A 14,430-nucleotide genomic window follows, 5' to 3' on the forward strand; every position below is an offset into this window, starting at 1 on the left:
TGAATTAATTAGTGGAGAGCCGGATACAGGGAGACTTGTAAGTCCGGTTCGGAGGCGAGTACTCGGAAACCTACCATAGAAATATGACAAGGCGCTGGGTGCTTAGCCTACACGTTCACGACGGAAGAATCCGAAAAGCTGGAAGTGTTCGAGAAAACGGACGAACTCGGCGGGAACTACGAACTGGCGATTAAACAGCTTGCCGAAAGTAAACGGCAAGGATAAGTATTAACCGGGGCAATGAAGCCCCACAACCACTAAAAAATCATGCTGAATTTAAGTAATGAACAACTGACAAGGCTTGCGCTGCACATGACGGGTATAAACAATATCCTCATCGACGCGCTGCTCAACCCGCCGGGCGAAGCGTCCGGCATGGGTAACGATGTAGAAATTGAAATGTTTGTCGTCGGGGCGGACAAAGGGAAGAAAGAACCAACCGACCAATAACGAGCCGCCATGTTCAGTAAAAGTATCGGAACGGAACCCCTTTCGGGGCAATGGTTAGGCTTCTGCCTGCGGGAAATCACGGGGCGTTGGGTAAGCCGGGACGGGGCAACCTCGGTGCGGATATTCCGCAACCGCAAATGTAAAAACGGTTGCCTCTATCTGGAGCTTACATACAACAACCCGCAGGCGGCTTACTCACGTCCTATCAGGGAAATGTTCGGCATCCGGTACTTTGACCTGTTCGGGCGCGTGGGAATAGCCTACGACGATGAGCGCGACGTGCTGCTGCTCTCGCTCTATGGCGAATATATCCGGGCAGAGGAGTAGCCTGTGGGCTACTCCCTTCTCCCCGAAGTAGTATTAACAATTAAAACATTTATAAAATGAAAAAGATTCTTTTAAGTCTTTTGCTGTGCGTGGGGTTATGCACCTTTCAGGCAAAAGCACAATGGACTGTCATCGACCCGTCTAACCTTGCGCAAAATATACTGACGGTCGGTAAAACAGGAACGACCGCATCAAATGTGATAAACTCCTTTCAGGAAATGCAGAAGATATACAATCAGGGCAAGGAGTATTACGACAAGCTCAAATCGGTGCATAATCTTATCAAAGATGCCCGCAAGGTCAAAGAAACGGTAGAATTGGTAAGCGAAATATCGCAGATATATTCTACCAACTTCAACAAAATGCTGACCGACAAAAATTTCACGTCCGCCGAACTGGAAGCCCTATCAAACGGATATACCAAGCTATTGAAAGAAAGCGGCAACCTGCTTTCGGATATAAAGGATATTGTTTCGGCTTCCAACGGACTTTCCATGACCGATGCCGAACGTATGGGCGTGATAGACGGAATACATACCAAAATGGTCGAATACCGCAATCTTACCCGCTATTTCTCGCAGAAAAGCATATCCGTTTCCTTTATCCGCAGTCAGGAATCGGGCGATATGGAAAGGGTGCGTGCGTTGTATGGCGACCCGTCGGACAGATATTGGTAAGCCATGACGCTACTTGCAATAAACTTTGAGAACCTGCATCAAGTTCTGCGGAACTTGTATCAGGATATGATGCCACTTTGCGCCGACATGATAGGTGTCGCCAAAGGGATAGCGGGATTGGGTGCGCTCTTTTATGTGGCGTACCGTGTCTGGCAGGCGTTGGGGCGGGCGGAGCCTATCGACGTGTTCCCGCTCCTGCGCCCGTTCGCAATCGGGTTATGTATTATGTTCTTCCCGACGATTGTATTGGGTACTATCAATGCGGTTATGTCGCCTGTCGTGAAAGGCACGCATACGATTCTGGAAAGCCAAATAACCAACGTAGAGGCGTTACAGCAGAAAAAAGACCAGTTGGAATACGACGCACGGGTACGGGAAGGCAAAGCGTGGCTGGTCGATGATGAGGTGTACGACCAAAAGATGAAAGATTTGGGTATTTGGGATATGGGGGAGATTATCAGTATGTGGGGCGAACGTAAATGGTACGATATAAAAATGTGGTTCCGGCAGCTAATCCGGGATTTCTTTGAACTACTGTTTAATGCTGCCGCCCTGACGATTGATACCCTGCGCACCTTCTTTTTGGTGGTACTTTCCATATTGGGGCCGCTGTCGTTTGCTTTAGCCATATACGACGGGTTCCAATCCACCTTAACCGCATGGCTCTCGCGCTATATCAGCGTTTACCTGTGGCTACCCGTTGCAGACCTCTTTTCTGCGGTGCTATCTAAAATCCAAGCATTGATGCTGGAAGCGGATATAGCCTTGTTGGAAGACCCGACCTATGTTCCGGACGGAAGCAATGGGGTGTATATCATTTTCCTAATCATCGGAATAATCGGCTACTTCTCGATACCGACAGTAGCGAATTGGATTATACAAGCCGGAGGCGGTAGCGGAACGCGCGGTATCAATTCGGCTGCCATGAAAGGGGCTGCGGTCGCCGGAGGCGTTGCCGGGGCTGCCGCAGGGAACATCAAAGGTCGCCTCATGGGTAAAAAGTAATTCATCAATAACAACTAAAACAATGGAGTTCAAAAGTTTAAAAAATATCGAAACATCCTTTAAGCAGATACGCTTTTTCGGTATTGTGTTCTTGGTGGTGTGCGCTGCCGTTACGGGTTATTCCGTATGGTCATCGTACAGCTTCGCCGAGGCGCAACGCCAGCGTATTTATGTATTGGACGGGGGCAAGTCCTTAATGCTTGCCCTCTCCCAAGATATGTCGCAGAACAGACCCGTCGAAGCCCGCGAACACGTCCGCCGCTTCCATGAACTGTTTTTTACTCTATCGCCCGATAAGTCGGCTATCGAAAGTAATGTGAACCGCGCCCTGTTCCTTGTGGATAAAAGCGCGTTCAAATACTATCAGGATATGGCGGAAAAGGGATATTATAACCGGATAATTTCGGGAAACATCAACCAGATTGTGCAAGTGGATAGTATCGGGTGCAATTTCGATGTGTACCCTTATACCGCCGTAACCTACGCCCGGCAGATGATTATACGCCAGTCGAATGTTACAGAGCGAAGCCTCGTTACCCGGTGCAATCTTATTAACTCTGTCCGTTCGGACAACAATCCGCACGGTTTCACTATGGAGAAATTCGAGATAGTGGAAAACCGCGATATACGGGTAACGGAAAGGTAGGTGCGCTATGTTACGGAAAATCATTCAACGTGTAAACGAGTGGCTGGAAGACCGCTTGCGTAGCCTTGTCAGACCGTTAAGCCCCGATGCGCGGGTAATCGTGATTGTTACGATGCTGGTTCTCTTCAGCGGCTTGTCTATCTACATGACCGTTTCCTCTATCTACAATTTCGGAAAGGACAAAGGACGGGAATTGCAGATAGAACAAATGGAAACCCTTAAACTTCAAATGGAGCAGCAAAGGGATAGTATTAACAAACAAAATCATTTTCAGTATGAATCAGGAACAGAAGAATAACGGAGGGCAGCCCGAGGTGCGGCCAATGCCCGAAGTTAAGCCGGAGGTTAAAAAAGAGCCTCCGAAGTCGGCTCCACCGAAAAAGGAACTGACGCAGGCGGAATTACTCAAACGCCGGAAAATGCTTGTGATGCCGCTTTTCTTTTTGATTTTCGGCGGTGCAATGTGGCTGATATTCGCACCCTCGAAAAAGGACACGGAGCAGACCGCAGGGCAAAGCGGCTTTAACGCCGAGATACCGATGCCCAAAGACGAAGGTATCTACTCGGATAAACGGACGGCTTACGAACAGGAAGCCCAACGCCAGCGGGAACAGGATAAGATTCGCTCTTTGCAGGATTTTTCAACCATGTTTGAGAAGGCGGAGCAGGACGAGCAGCTACCGCCTGCGGAATATTACGAAAGCCCGGAACTGTCCGGGGGTAACACTTCGCAACGTCCGGCTACCCGCAGCACTATTCAATCTTCGGCAACGGCTTATCAGGATGTAAACCGTCAGTTGGGGTCGTTTTACGAAGAACCTGCATCGAAAGCGGATGAACAGGCACAATCGGAAATGGAATCACGCATACAGGAGTTGGAAAGGCAACTGACTGAAAAATCGGAAGCTGATAAGCAGTTGGAACTTATCGAAAAATCCTACGCGATTGCCGCCAAGTATATGCCCCAGCAAGCAGGGCAAGCAGAACAGGAAATCCAGACGGCGGCTGTCGGAACAAAGGATAAGGTCGTCGTCCAGCCTGTGAGCGTGGTTCGGCGCAATGTGGTATCGCTCCTGTCGGCTCCGATGAGCGATGCGGAGTTTATCGACGCTTTCATTAAGCCGCGTAATATGGGATTTATTACCGCCGCCGGGAATGAAGGCGTTACGGATAAGAATACGATACGCGCCTGCGTATATCAGACCATAACCCTGACAACGGGAAAGGAATTACAAATACGGCTGTTGGAGCCGATGCGGGCGGGGAATGTACTTATCCCTACCAACTCAATCATTACCGGAGCGTGCCGTATCGGTGGCGAGCGGATGGATGTAACGATAAACTCCATACAGTACGCGGGCAATATCATTCCGGTAGAGCTTCAAGTGTACGACCTCGACGGGCAAAGGGGTATTTCCGTGCCGAACTCGGACGAGATAAAAGCAGCCAAAGAAATAGCTTCACAAATGGCGCAGTCTGCCGGGTCGAGCATCACGATAACCGACGATGCGGGCAGCCAGCTTGCCGCCGATTTAGGGAAAAGCCTTATTCAAGGGGCATCGCAATATGTCAGCAAGAAAATGAGTGAGGTAAAAGTAACTGTGAAAGCGAATTACGGAATTTTACTGCTCCCGAAAACGCAGTAATAAAACAGCCCACTAAAAGAATCAGTAAGTAAACAATTAAAATTTATCAGACAATGAAAAGAGTTTTTTTAATGCTCGCCCTTGTGGTGGGTGTAATGACTGCCGCTAACGCTCAGGAAATCGAGAACAAGGAAACCGTGAACGAAACGGTAACGACAAGTCCCTCTACGGGCGACTACTATCAGGGCTTTACCCGCCCGCTGACCTTCGACCGCATGATACCGCCCTATGCGCTGGAAGTTACGTTCAATAAGACGGTACACGTTATTTTTCCCGCACCTATCCGCTATGTCGATTTAGGTTCTGCCGACCTGTTGGCGGCGAAAGCGGACGGAACGGAGAATGTATTGAGAGTGAAAGCCGCTTTGCGGGATTTCAGCCGGGAAAGTAATCTGGCTGTCATTACCGAAGACGGAAACTATTACACGTTCAACGTGAAATATGCGGACGAACCTGTAAAGCTATCGGTGGAAATGGTGGACTTCCTGCACGACGGAGAGGCGGTAAACCGCCCGAACAACGCCATGCAGATATATATGCAGGAGTTGGGGCAGGAATCGCCGCTGCTTGTCAAGCTGATTATGCAGTCCATATACAAGAACGATAAGCGGGAGATTAAGCATTTAGGCAGTAAGCGTTTCGGCATACAGCATACGCTAAAAGGGATTTATACGCATAACGGGTTACTGTACTTTCATCTTCAACTGAAAAACCTGTCCCATGTGCCGTACAACGTGGATTTTATAACGTTCAAAATCGTAGATAAGAAAGTCGCCAAGCGTACCGCTATTCAGGAGCAGGTTGTCTGGCCGCTCCGGGCGTACAACAATATGACGGTAGTAGGTGGTAAACGCACGGAGCGCGTAGTATTCACGCTGCCTAAATTCACGATACCCGACGATAAAATGCTGGTTATCGAACTGAACGAGCAAAACGGCGGTCGGCATCAGTCGTTCACGATTGACAACGCCGATTTGGTACGCGCAAAGGTTATTAACGAATTGAAAGTGAAATAACCATGAAGCGGGTATCTTTTATCTTGGCTGTTGTGTTGTGCCTGCTCTTTCAAGACCAGGCACACGCACAACGTCAATTACCGGGTATGCGGGGCATACAGGTAACGGCGGGAATGACGGACGGCATCTATTCGTCCGCCTTAGACAATGAAGCCGGATATTATTTCGGTATAGCTATGGCGACCTACGCCAAGAACGGCAACAAGTGGGTGTTCGGTGCGGAGTTCATGGAACGTTATTACCCATACCGGGAAATACGCATACCTGTTTCGCAATTTACGGCGGAAGGCGGCTACTACCTTAAAATCCTGTCCGACCGCTCGAAAACTTTTCTGCTTTCGCTGGGCGGCTCTGCATTGGCGGGTTATGAAACCTCAAATTGGGGCGAAAAGACCTTATATGACGGTTCGACACTGCGGGATAAGGATGCTTTTATCTACGGCGGAGCTATCACATTGGAAGCGGAAACTTATCTGTCCGACCGTGTTGTGTTGCTTCTGACAGGTCGCCAGCGGGTGCTGTGGGGCAACTCGACGGGGCATTTTCATACGCAGTTCGGTATCGGGCTGAAATTTATTATCAACTAAAAAGCATATCACAATGAAAAAGTTTTCAGCATATTTTTTATACACGCTATTGCTGGGTGCAATAGTCTGTGCCTGTTCTGACGATTTGGATGTTCATAAGGTTTACACATTTGATTTGGTTACTATGCCGGTTCAGAAAAAAATCGTTCAGAATGAAACGGCGGAAATCCGCTGTACGTTAGTGCGGGAAGGGGATTACGACCAAGCGCGGTACTATATCCGCTACTTTCAACCCGACGGCAAAGGCGAGCTTTGCATGGACGACGGAACAGTGTTCTTGCCGAACGACTTATACCTGCTTGATAGGACGATGTTCCGCCTGTACTACACTTCTCATTGCACCGACCAGCAAACTATCGACGTGTATATAGAGGATAATTTCGGGCAGGTCGTCCAAACAACATTCAGCTTTCAGAATGATAGCGGGGACGATGAAAATAGTGAGGATGAAGATTAGGGGAACAGGTAAGCACCCGGAGTATTTCGGGTGCTTATTGCTTTCAAAACTTGATTATGAAACATATACTAATGCTCTTTGTCGCTTTGCTTCATTTGCCTGTATGGGGGCAACCGATAAATAGGAAAACGGAGATAGAAACGCTTACGGAAAAAGTTTGCTCCGTAGCGGAGTTCCGTCAGGTAGCCGATTTCCTCCAACTATCCGTCAGCGAGCTATGCGACTATCCCGTGATTTTTCCGATTAGGAAACCGCAATGTATTTCATCGGGGTTCGGTATGCGCTATCATCCAATTTACAGGGTGCGGAGATTCCATACAGGGATTGATATTTCTGCAACTAAAGGAACATTTGTGTATGCTGCCGGGAATGGGATAGTAAGCCGTAAAGGGTATAATTCAGGCTACGGATATTATATAGAGATTCAGCACGCAGGCGGTTTTCGTTCGTTCTATGCTCATTTAAGCAGAACGCTGGTAAATGTAGGGGATTCGGTTGTTATCGCTACTCAAATCGCTTTTGTCGGGAATACCGGAATAGCGACAGGTAGCCACTTGCATTATGAAATCAGGAAAGGAAAACGCTTCCTGAATCCGGCGGGGTGGTGTTACCTGTTATATGAAATGAAAATACAGGCAGAGAACATTAAGTAATTTAACAAAACTTCCTATCTTTGGAAGAAAATTAGTCATTATGAGTTACATAGAAGATAATTTACAGCCGGGAGAAGAAATAAAATACGTTGCAAACCTGCATTTTTTCCTGTTCGTACAACCGCTCGTCTTTTTATTGCTGGGCTGGTGGCTGTACGGTTCGGAAACTGCCGTACTACATTATGGCGGAATATTCCTGTTATTTATCGGGGTGGTATCGTTAGTACAAAGGCTACTTGTGAAAATAGGCTCGTCTTACGCCGTTACCAACAAGCGGGTAATACTGAAAACTGGTGTAATTAGCCGCCGGGCGGTAGATTTGGTACTGGCAAAGTGTGAAGGTTTGCATATAAAGCAAAGCATTTGGGGCCGGATATTCAACTTCGGCACAATTACGGTAACTACTGGCGGTGCGACGAGTTCATACCCGTTTATAGCTAATCCGCTTGCTTTCCGGCGGGAAATAAATACCCAGATAGGATAAGTAAAAGTATGAAGTTGTTGATGAATAAGCGGCTTGGGATAACGTATTGAAAAACACTTGGCAAACGATTTTGTCAGGTGTTATTTTATGGGTAATTTTGCCGGAAAATTATATTTATGATACCTAATACTTTTATACAAAGCTCGTGTGATATTTTAGGGGCGACAGCAGATGGACTGTCAGGCTCGGAAATTGCAACTATGTGTGCAGCATACTCCTTTGATTTTGGGGTAGATATTCCTTATTCTTCGCTACCATTCCCTCAAGACGGGTCAGTACCCAATAAAAGAACTGCATTAAAAAAGAATCTCGATAAGTTTACTCCAGAACAGCAATTCAAAATAATTAAAGAGTTGTGCGAACTCGAAAAATTCAAAGGCAACTCAAAGGTGAAAGATTTGAAGTTGAAATTAATCACTCGATTCGGTCATTTGAACAGGGAATTAGATGCTGTAAATGAAATATTAATTGACGAAACGAAGCATTGGTTACATGACTACCCAGACGCTTTAACGTTATATGAGAGTGCATTATTAAAGTTTAAGAACAATGCGTTTGAACGTAATCTATTAGACGACCTTAGGTTGTCTTTAGAATTATTGCTTAAAAACATTCTTAACAATCAAAAATCATTAGAAAATCAAACTTGGTGATTTAGGTACACTTATAACGGCAAAGGGTGGCTCTAAAGAACTTGGAAATATGTTTCAGAAATTAGTCGAATATTACTCTAAGTATCAAAATACATATATTAAGCATAATGACAAAGTAATAGAAGAAGAAATAGAATTTACTTTTGAACTAACATCTTCATTTATGAAGCACTTTATAAGGATTAGCAACTTATAATACTTGAAATATCGTGAATTGTTAGACGGCTTTTTGTTACTTTTTCTCCCGCTTTGTATCGTTCCTGCTCATGGAAAAAGTAATCGCCCGAAGGGGGTAATGTTTCGTTTAAGCACAAAGAAAGAAACATCGGACACGGCTTTTTGCTTCTTTTTCTCCCGCCTAAAATCTACCTGTTTGCTCATGGAAAAAGAAGCGGGCGGAGTTTGCCCCGCCCGTATCAAACAAACCTCTGCAAACAGCATTTACAGACCATTTTCGACCATATATTGCAGCCGTCCCGCTACCCAATGGATAGAGGGATTGCGCGGATAATGGAACGTCCTACGGCTTAAATTCTCAATAACAAGCCGTTCGGTTCTAAGTTGTATGCTACGGCAGTCGGGGTCTATCTCGTGCAAAAGTTCCTCCAGTTCGTAGTATTGTTCTTGTGTGGCAATAACAGGGTTGCCGATATATGCGTCAATCCTCATACCTCGCCGAATTTATCTGTTTCACATTCTATAATTACGACCTCTGCCGTATGGGTATATAAGCCGTTTTCTTTGGCATGGTCTACCGCTTTTGCCTCTGTGGAGAATACGCCGAAAAATACACGGCTTGCCCTTGTTCGGTGTACATCCGTCTGAAATAAAACATATACTGTCATAGTGATTTTTTAATTATGGAGCGGGATTTCTCCCGCCCCTGTTAATAATTGGGTTTATACCGCTGTGGCTACCTCTGCCGTTTTGCCTTTCGGCGGTACGGTTACAATATGTACCGTTCCCGTTGTCGTGCTTGCCGTTGCTTTGGGTTGTTCCTTGCCTTTGTTCTTGGCGGGTACTGTTGCCGGAACGGTCGGGGTAGTGGCTTTCTTTGCCTTTTCAGCCGTCTTTCCGTTTGTTTTAGCCGTCTTTTCGGCTTTAGCGGGTTGCTCTGCCTTTTTCGCTTTGGCATCGGCTTTCGCTTTCTTTTCAGCCTCTTTCAGCCCTGCGATACGTTCGTCCAATCGGGCGTTCTTCTTGCCGTAATCTTCGGCGTGGGTCGCCTCAATTTCAGCCGTTTTCTTGGGTAGGTGCTGTTTGGCGAACGCCAACATTATCCCGCCTTTCGTATCTGCTACGGTCGTTGTCCTGTCGGTAAGGTGGCTATACAGGTAGTCGCGCCGTATCACGGTTTTTTGTTCTTCGGTAAGGGTTGAGGCGATTTGTAGCCGTTTTTCATCTGTCAGTCCATAATAGTCGTTTTCTTTCAGCCCTATGGTTTTGTAGTGGCTACGGCGCAATTTCGACAACATGAAAAAGTACATGGCTGTTTCTTCGGCTGCGGTAAATGCCGATTGTGGCATTTCGTCCGTCCGCAAAAGTTCCTTTATCCCCTCGGCGGTCTTTTCCGCTTGTAATTCGGTGTTGCGTTTCTTCTTGGCGGTAAGGTCAGCGATTAACTGCTCATTGGTTTTAGTGTCTTTGGTCGCTACCTCTTTGTAATGGAGTTTTACGCCCTTATCCCCGATTTCAGCGTACACACGGATTTTGCCCTGCTCTTTCAGTTCGTCAAGGTGCGCCGTTTGCTTGGTGTACTTTTCCTGTTCCTTGCCGTATTTCTCCTGCGCCTTGTCGAAATCTTCGGTTTTTTTGTACTCGGAGGCTTGCGGTGCGGTGGGAGCGGTCGGGTATCTGTTAAGATTGTAAGTGTGTACGTTCTTAAATTCATACCCGCCTTTGCGTATCTTTCGGGTTGCCTCGTTCTCATATCCGTACTGTTCCCCGATAAAAACGAGTTTCGGGTCGTGTAAGGCGACTTCTTCGGCTTGCGCTACGAGATAAGCCGTATTCTTGGCATCAAGGCACTTTTTATCCGCACATCTACCGCACCCGCTCCCTGTGGCGAACAGGTCGAAATTAGTAGAGTTGTGAATACATTTCAGACAAGGGGTTTTGTCGAAATGGTAGTCCATGAGGTTGTTTGTATAACAGCTTTGTATCTTGCCGTCCAACACTCCTGCGGAAATACTGCACCAGTCGCCCTGTCCGTCCTCGCCTAAACGGTCTTTCAGAATTTCAGCCTGTATTTTCTTGTCGTACTTGCTTATCACTATTCCCGCCGATGCGGTCAGCTTACCCGCTTTGACAAGGTTGGCAATGCCTTTAATGAGTTCGCAAAGTTTCAGCGTTTGGTAAACGTGCTTATCGCTCTTGCCGAATTGCAGGGCAAGGCTTGCCACATCGTACCGCTTGGTATCTATCAGGCGTTTGTAAGCCTCTGCCGCCTCTATTGGCGGTACGTCCTCACGCTGTAAGTTCTCGGAGATTGAAAGGTCATACGCCTGTTCGTCCGTTACTTCCCGAACGATGCAGGGGATTTCGGCAAGTTTGAGCATACGGCAGGCACGGAAACGGCGTTCCCCGCAAATGATTTCGTAATGCTCGCCTTTCTCTCCCTTACGCCGTACCGTAATGGGCTGTATCAATCCGTGAACGGAAATACTTTGCGCCAACTCTTTGAGCGCATCGGCATCGAATGTTTTTCGGGCGTTGTAATTGCTCGGCTCTATCAAGTCGGATGCAATGTTTACGGCTTTACGCTGTCCGTTGTCGGGTTTGCTAACCACTACTGCGGTTACTACTGTGTTGTTACTCTCGGTTGCTTGTACTGCTACGGCAGTTCCTTTTTCATTTGTTTTCATTTCTGTTATTATAAAGTGATTATTAAAAGATTAAACCTATTGCCAGCGTTATGATAACTGCCAGAACGAGCAGAGAAACAAGGCACGAAAGCAACGTTTTCACTACCACAAAGGCTATCCGAATACCTACCACCACCGCCACGAATGACCAACCCCAAAGGGCAAAGCCCGCAACTACAAAAGCTATCTTCAAAACCAACCCAATGCTGATTGGAAGGTTGGAGCTGTTTCGGGTTTCATTATTTTTTTCTGTTCGTTTCATAATTTTTGACCTTTTTTTTAACTGCAATGCTGCTCGGAGCCGGTTAGGAGTGTTCGAGTTTCGGGGGCAGGAAAATCCCGTGAACGAAGTCCACACAAGGCTTGCACGAACAAATACGCTCGCCCGGATAGGCTTAAAAAGAAGGGAAAGAGGAAGATTTTTCGGGCAACCAACCGGGAAAGGGGATTAAAGTGTCGGGAGAATAAAATACGCTCGCCTGAAATAAACCGAATGAAGGAAAGAGAAAGATTTTTTCGCCCGACAAAACCCTGACGGTCGCCTTTTGCGGCGCACGGCACGGAAGTATTTTCGCGCCTGAAATCGAAACACTCTGATAGGCGCAGAGTGGCATACCGCTTAAAATGGGGAAGAAATTATGTTAGAACAGAACAAAATCCCGATGTTGCCGCCATTATTTTATCGGCGACGGCACACTAAAGGCAGATTATTTTGTGAGCCGACAGGTGGCAAATCTATAAATGTGTGTGCCACTCAAAGCCACAAGCTCTCGGCGACCGGATGATTGATACAGCATGATTTTTAATGTTTTACCTTTGTTCTCCCCGTGATATTTCACAAACGAAAAAGAAAAATGGTATGGAAATAATAAGTATAGAAGGTCGCACCTATGAGGCGATAATGGAGCGTTTCGAGCAATTCCTACGAAACGTGGATGCCTTATGTGAACGCAACGGGGGCAAAGAAATGGGAAATTGGCTGAACAGTCAGGACGTGTGTATAATACTGAACATAAGTAAGCGGACGCTGCAATCTCTGCGCGATAGCGGAAAGTTGGCTTATTCGCAGATTAACCGCGCTATGTATTACAAGCCCGAAGATGTGGAAAAGTTGATAACGGATATTGCCGGAGGAAAGGAGGCTCGCCATGAATAGCAAAGCCGATTACAACGAACCGGGCGGCGATTTGATAACAAAGGACAATCCGCGCATTATGGCATTGCTCCGCTCTTTCGACCGTGTATTGGAGCGCATGGAACTAATGGCGAGAAATTGTAAGCCGCTCCTTAATGGGGAGTATTATATGACGGACAAAGAGGTTTCGGAGCGGTTGAAAGTCAGCCGCCAGACCTTGCAGGAATATCGCAATACGGGTAAAATAGCCTACTGTCAGTTAGGCGGTAAGATACTCTACCGGGCGAGCGATATTCAAAAGATGCTCGATGAAAACTACCGCGAAGCCTATTAAGGCGACGGAATAACGAAAAAAGGGATTAGCCGTTAAAAGCCAATCCCTTTTCCCATTTCTACATACCGCTTACGAGGCGTAACGAGGTTTTCTTCTGCTTGTTGTTAAGGGTAATAGATAGCTTCTGCATATCGTTACCGACCTTTTTATCAAGTATCTTGCCGTAAATTTCGGTCGTCTTAATGCTCTTATGACCGAGCATTTTGCTTAACGATTCCATAGGTACGCCGTTGGTTAAGCAAATTTGGGTAGCGTAGGTATGGCGGCTCATGTGCCAGCTTACGTCTTTAGTTATCCCGCACTCTTTGGCAATCTCTTTTATGCTGTTCCGCAGGGTTTCATAACAGGGAACGGGCAACAGCTTATCGCCTTTAGCTGTTCCCTTGTACTTCTCGATGATTTGGAGCGGAACATCGAGCAACCATATATTAGACGATACATTTGTTTTTTGACGGCGTGTAATAATCCACGGATGCCCGTCGAAACCTGTTTGCAGGTTTTCGGTCGTAAGGTTTTTCAGGTCGCGGAACGACAAGCCCGTGTAACAGCAGAAAATGAACATATCCCGTACCACTTCCCGCTTTTTACGGCGGAAACTTGCATCCATTAACGCCGTAATTTCTTCTTCCGACAGAAAGCCCCTATCCACTTCTTCGGCGGTTATTTCATATTCCCAAAAGGGGTCGCGGTACAGCCAGCCTTTGTTTACCGCAATGGTTATCATCTTACGGAGCGGCATTTGATGAATCCACACTGTATTATGGGAGTGTCCTTTTTCCATACGCAGGAAAAAATCGAAGTCCGTAATAAATGCGGGCTGTATCTCCTTTAGGGCAATATCCTTGCGATTGAACTTATACTTTATAAATTCTTCGAGCAGGTCATAAGTCCGCAAATATTTGTAATAGGTGGACTTACTGCGGCTACCGCTCTTATACAATTTCTCGAAATCTTCCAAGAAATCTTTATATACCGTTAAGAGTGTAAGCCGCTTTTGGTCTAAGCCCAAATAGGCGTTTTTGACTTTCTCGGCATTGATGTAGCCCTCGCGCTCGAATATATCGGTATAATGTTTATTGATACCGACACGAATAGCATCCAGCCTGCGATTTACCGCTATGGCTTCATTACTCTTGCCGGATGCCCTGCCCGCTGAAATATCCCAAAGTTTGGGGTCGATAGTGGTTTTACAACTGAACTGCGATATGCTTCCGTCGATTGTGATGCGACACATAACGGGTACTTGTCCGTTCTTCTTTTCCTCGTTCCGTTTCAGGTAAAACAAAACCTTAAATGTACTTCTCATAACTCAACTTTTTTAATGTTTCAAAATTACTTATTGTTGAGTTATCTGAAATTACGCAAAATGCTATGAAACACTATATTAGCATCATAAAGCCGTCTTTTTTGTCCGTATGCTTGAAATTCACTACATTTGTTACCGAACAAAAGCATAAAAACGGTCTTTGACAAGGGTTTGAGCGTACTTACTATTC

General features: G+C 46.4%; 20 protein-coding genes. 15 read left to right on the forward strand and 5 right to left on the reverse strand.

Translation table 11 applies throughout. The features are described 5' to 3' along the window. The first annotated feature begins 267 nt into the window (after positions 1–267). The 13 genes from OCV73_RS11695 (at position 268) to OCV73_RS11755 (ending at position 8,601) form a co-directional block, all read left to right on the forward strand. Complete coding sequence (locus OCV73_RS11695) at positions 268–450, forward strand: hypothetical protein (RefSeq protein ID WP_147552414.1); 183 nt, start codon at positions 268–270, stop codon at positions 448–450. A gap of 9 nt (positions 451–459) precedes the next feature. After that, positions 460–777 (forward strand): DUF3876 domain-containing protein, encoded by a 318-nt coding sequence (locus tag OCV73_RS11700; protein ID WP_147552416.1) that lies wholly within the window; start codon positions 460–462, stop codon positions 775–777. Positions 778–833: 56 nt separating this feature from the next. Continuing rightward, positions 834–1,454 carry a DUF4141 domain-containing protein gene (locus tag OCV73_RS11705; protein ID WP_147552418.1) on the forward strand — a complete coding sequence of 207 codons (621 nt, stop codon included), beginning with the start codon at positions 834–836 and terminating at the stop codon, positions 1,452–1,454. Positions 1,455–1,472: 18 nt separating this feature from the next. After that, positions 1,473–2,459 carry a conjugative transposon protein TraJ gene (traJ, locus tag OCV73_RS11710; protein ID WP_262512964.1) on the forward strand — a complete coding sequence of 329 codons (987 nt, stop codon included), beginning with the start codon at positions 1,473–1,475 and terminating at the stop codon, positions 2,457–2,459. Between the two features lie 22 nt (positions 2,460–2,481). Then, the gene (gene traK, locus OCV73_RS11715) at positions 2,482–3,105 is read left to right on the forward strand and encodes a conjugative transposon protein TraK (RefSeq protein ID WP_147552422.1); all 624 of its coding nucleotides are present in this window, start codon (positions 2,482–2,484) and stop codon (positions 3,103–3,105) included. A 7-nt stretch (positions 3,106–3,112) separates the two neighbouring features. After that, a complete protein-coding gene (locus OCV73_RS11720) occupies positions 3,113–3,403 on the forward strand; it encodes a TraL conjugative transposon family protein (RefSeq protein WP_147552423.1) in 291 nt (96 codons plus the stop codon). 25 nt (positions 3,404–3,428) lie between these two features. Next, positions 3,429–4,751, forward strand: a complete 1,323-nt coding sequence (gene traM / locus OCV73_RS11725) for a conjugative transposon protein TraM (protein WP_262512965.1) — start codon at positions 3,429–3,431, stop codon at positions 4,749–4,751. Between the two features lie 53 nt (positions 4,752–4,804). Further along, positions 4,805–5,767, forward strand: a complete 963-nt coding sequence (traN, locus tag OCV73_RS11730) for a conjugative transposon protein TraN (protein ID WP_147552427.1) — start codon at positions 4,805–4,807, stop codon at positions 5,765–5,767. A gap of 2 nt (positions 5,768–5,769) precedes the next feature. Then, entirely contained in the window at positions 5,770–6,354 is a 585-nt protein-coding gene (locus OCV73_RS11735) for a conjugal transfer protein TraO (RefSeq protein ID WP_147552429.1), read from the forward strand. Positions 6,355–6,367: 13 nt separating this feature from the next. Continuing rightward, positions 6,368–6,811, forward strand: a complete 444-nt coding sequence (locus tag OCV73_RS11740; RefSeq protein WP_147552430.1) for a DUF3872 domain-containing protein — start codon at positions 6,368–6,370, stop codon at positions 6,809–6,811. 56 nt (positions 6,812–6,867) lie between these two features. Next, positions 6,868–7,464: a M23 family metallopeptidase gene (locus OCV73_RS11745; RefSeq protein ID WP_262512958.1), complete on the forward strand. Its 597-nt coding sequence runs from the start codon at positions 6,868–6,870 to the stop codon at positions 7,462–7,464. A gap of 40 nt (positions 7,465–7,504) precedes the next feature. Then, a complete protein-coding gene (locus OCV73_RS11750; RefSeq protein WP_147552432.1) occupies positions 7,505–7,948 on the forward strand; it encodes a PH domain-containing protein in 444 nt (147 codons plus the stop codon). 116 nt (positions 7,949–8,064) lie between these two features. Then, positions 8,065–8,601: a hypothetical protein gene (locus OCV73_RS11755; protein ID WP_262512959.1), complete on the forward strand. Its 537-nt coding sequence runs from the start codon at positions 8,065–8,067 to the stop codon at positions 8,599–8,601. A gap of 441 nt (positions 8,602–9,042) precedes the next feature. On the opposite strand, the gene OCV73_RS11760 is transcribed toward OCV73_RS11755, so the two are convergent. Genes OCV73_RS11760 through OCV73_RS11775 form a run of 4 tightly spaced genes read right to left on the reverse strand, consistent with a single transcriptional unit; the run spans position 9,043 to position 11,727 of the window. Beyond that, positions 9,043–9,270 (reverse strand): hypothetical protein, encoded by a 228-nt coding sequence (locus tag OCV73_RS11760; protein WP_147552434.1) that lies wholly within the window; start codon positions 9,268–9,270, stop codon positions 9,043–9,045. Continuing rightward, positions 9,267–9,446 (reverse strand): hypothetical protein, encoded by a 180-nt coding sequence (locus OCV73_RS11765; RefSeq protein WP_147552436.1) that lies wholly within the window; start codon positions 9,444–9,446, stop codon positions 9,267–9,269. Before OCV73_RS11765 ends, OCV73_RS11760 begins: the two co-directional genes overlap by 4 nt. A 54-nt stretch (positions 9,447–9,500) precedes the next feature. Further along, the gene (locus OCV73_RS11770) at positions 9,501–11,465 is read right to left on the reverse strand and encodes a ParB/RepB/Spo0J family partition protein (protein WP_147552438.1); all 1,965 of its coding nucleotides are present in this window, start codon (positions 11,463–11,465) and stop codon (positions 9,501–9,503) included. A gap of 22 nt (positions 11,466–11,487) precedes the next feature. Next, entirely contained in the window at positions 11,488–11,727 is a 240-nt protein-coding gene (locus OCV73_RS11775; RefSeq protein WP_147552440.1) for a hypothetical protein, read from the reverse strand. A 597-nt stretch (positions 11,728–12,324) separates the two neighbouring features. On the opposite strand from OCV73_RS11775, the gene OCV73_RS11780 reads away from it, so the two are divergent. After that, on the forward strand, positions 12,325–12,621 hold the full coding sequence (locus OCV73_RS11780; RefSeq protein ID WP_147552442.1) for a helix-turn-helix domain-containing protein: 297 nt from the start codon (positions 12,325–12,327) through the stop codon (positions 12,619–12,621). Next, positions 12,614–12,934, forward strand: coding sequence for a helix-turn-helix domain-containing protein (locus OCV73_RS11785; protein WP_147552444.1), 321 nt, complete (start codon positions 12,614–12,616; stop codon positions 12,932–12,934). Before OCV73_RS11780 ends, OCV73_RS11785 begins: the two co-directional genes overlap by 8 nt. A 58-nt stretch (positions 12,935–12,992) precedes the next feature. On the opposite strand, the gene OCV73_RS11790 is transcribed toward OCV73_RS11785, so the two are convergent. Continuing rightward, positions 12,993–14,240 (reverse strand): site-specific integrase, encoded by a 1,248-nt coding sequence (locus OCV73_RS11790; RefSeq protein ID WP_147552445.1) that lies wholly within the window; start codon positions 14,238–14,240, stop codon positions 12,993–12,995. Between the last annotated feature and the right edge of the window lie 190 nt (positions 14,241–14,430).

This window comes from Barnesiella propionica, assembly GCF_025567045.1.
Taxonomy (GTDB): domain Bacteria; phylum Bacteroidota; class Bacteroidia; order Bacteroidales; family Barnesiellaceae; genus Barnesiella_B; species Barnesiella_B propionica.

Excerpts from the sequence above, each read along its gene's own strand:
- OCV73_RS11695 (WP_147552414.1), top strand. The coding sequence starts at position 268 with ATGCTGAATTTAAGTAATGAACAACTGACAAGGCTTGCGCTGCACATG.
- OCV73_RS11700 (WP_147552416.1), top strand. The coding sequence starts at position 460 with ATGTTCAGTAAAAGTATCGGAACGGAACCCCTTTCGGGGCAATGGTTA.
- OCV73_RS11705 (WP_147552418.1), top strand. The coding sequence starts at position 834 with ATGAAAAAGATTCTTTTAAGTCTTTTGCTGTGCGTGGGGTTATGCACC.
- traK (WP_147552422.1), top strand. The coding sequence starts at position 2,482 with ATGGAGTTCAAAAGTTTAAAAAATATCGAAACATCCTTTAAGCAGATA.
- OCV73_RS11720 (WP_147552423.1), top strand. The coding sequence starts at position 3,113 with ATGTTACGGAAAATCATTCAACGTGTAAACGAGTGGCTGGAAGACCGC.
- traM (WP_262512965.1), top strand. The coding sequence starts at position 3,429 with ATGCCCGAAGTTAAGCCGGAGGTTAAAAAAGAGCCTCCGAAGTCGGCT.
- traN (WP_147552427.1), top strand. The coding sequence starts at position 4,805 with ATGAAAAGAGTTTTTTTAATGCTCGCCCTTGTGGTGGGTGTAATGACT.
- OCV73_RS11735 (WP_147552429.1), top strand. The coding sequence starts at position 5,770 with ATGAAGCGGGTATCTTTTATCTTGGCTGTTGTGTTGTGCCTGCTCTTT.
- OCV73_RS11740 (WP_147552430.1), top strand. The coding sequence starts at position 6,368 with ATGAAAAAGTTTTCAGCATATTTTTTATACACGCTATTGCTGGGTGCA.
- OCV73_RS11745 (WP_262512958.1), top strand. The coding sequence starts at position 6,868 with ATGAAACATATACTAATGCTCTTTGTCGCTTTGCTTCATTTGCCTGTA.
- OCV73_RS11750 (WP_147552432.1), top strand. The coding sequence starts at position 7,505 with ATGAGTTACATAGAAGATAATTTACAGCCGGGAGAAGAAATAAAATAC.
- OCV73_RS11755 (WP_262512959.1), top strand. The coding sequence starts at position 8,065 with ATGATACCTAATACTTTTATACAAAGCTCGTGTGATATTTTAGGGGCG.
- OCV73_RS11760 (WP_147552434.1), bottom strand. The coding sequence starts at position 9,270 with ATGAGGATTGACGCATATATCGGCAACCCTGTTATTGCCACACAAGAA.
- OCV73_RS11765 (WP_147552436.1), bottom strand. The coding sequence starts at position 9,446 with ATGACAGTATATGTTTTATTTCAGACGGATGTACACCGAACAAGGGCA.
- OCV73_RS11770 (WP_147552438.1), bottom strand. The coding sequence starts at position 11,465 with ATGAAAACAAATGAAAAAGGAACTGCCGTAGCAGTACAAGCAACCGAG.
- OCV73_RS11775 (WP_147552440.1), bottom strand. The coding sequence starts at position 11,727 with ATGAAACGAACAGAAAAAAATAATGAAACCCGAAACAGCTCCAACCTT.
- OCV73_RS11780 (WP_147552442.1), top strand. The coding sequence starts at position 12,325 with ATGGAAATAATAAGTATAGAAGGTCGCACCTATGAGGCGATAATGGAG.
- OCV73_RS11785 (WP_147552444.1), top strand. The coding sequence starts at position 12,614 with ATGAATAGCAAAGCCGATTACAACGAACCGGGCGGCGATTTGATAACA.
- OCV73_RS11790 (WP_147552445.1), bottom strand. The coding sequence starts at position 14,240 with ATGAGAAGTACATTTAAGGTTTTGTTTTACCTGAAACGGAACGAGGAA.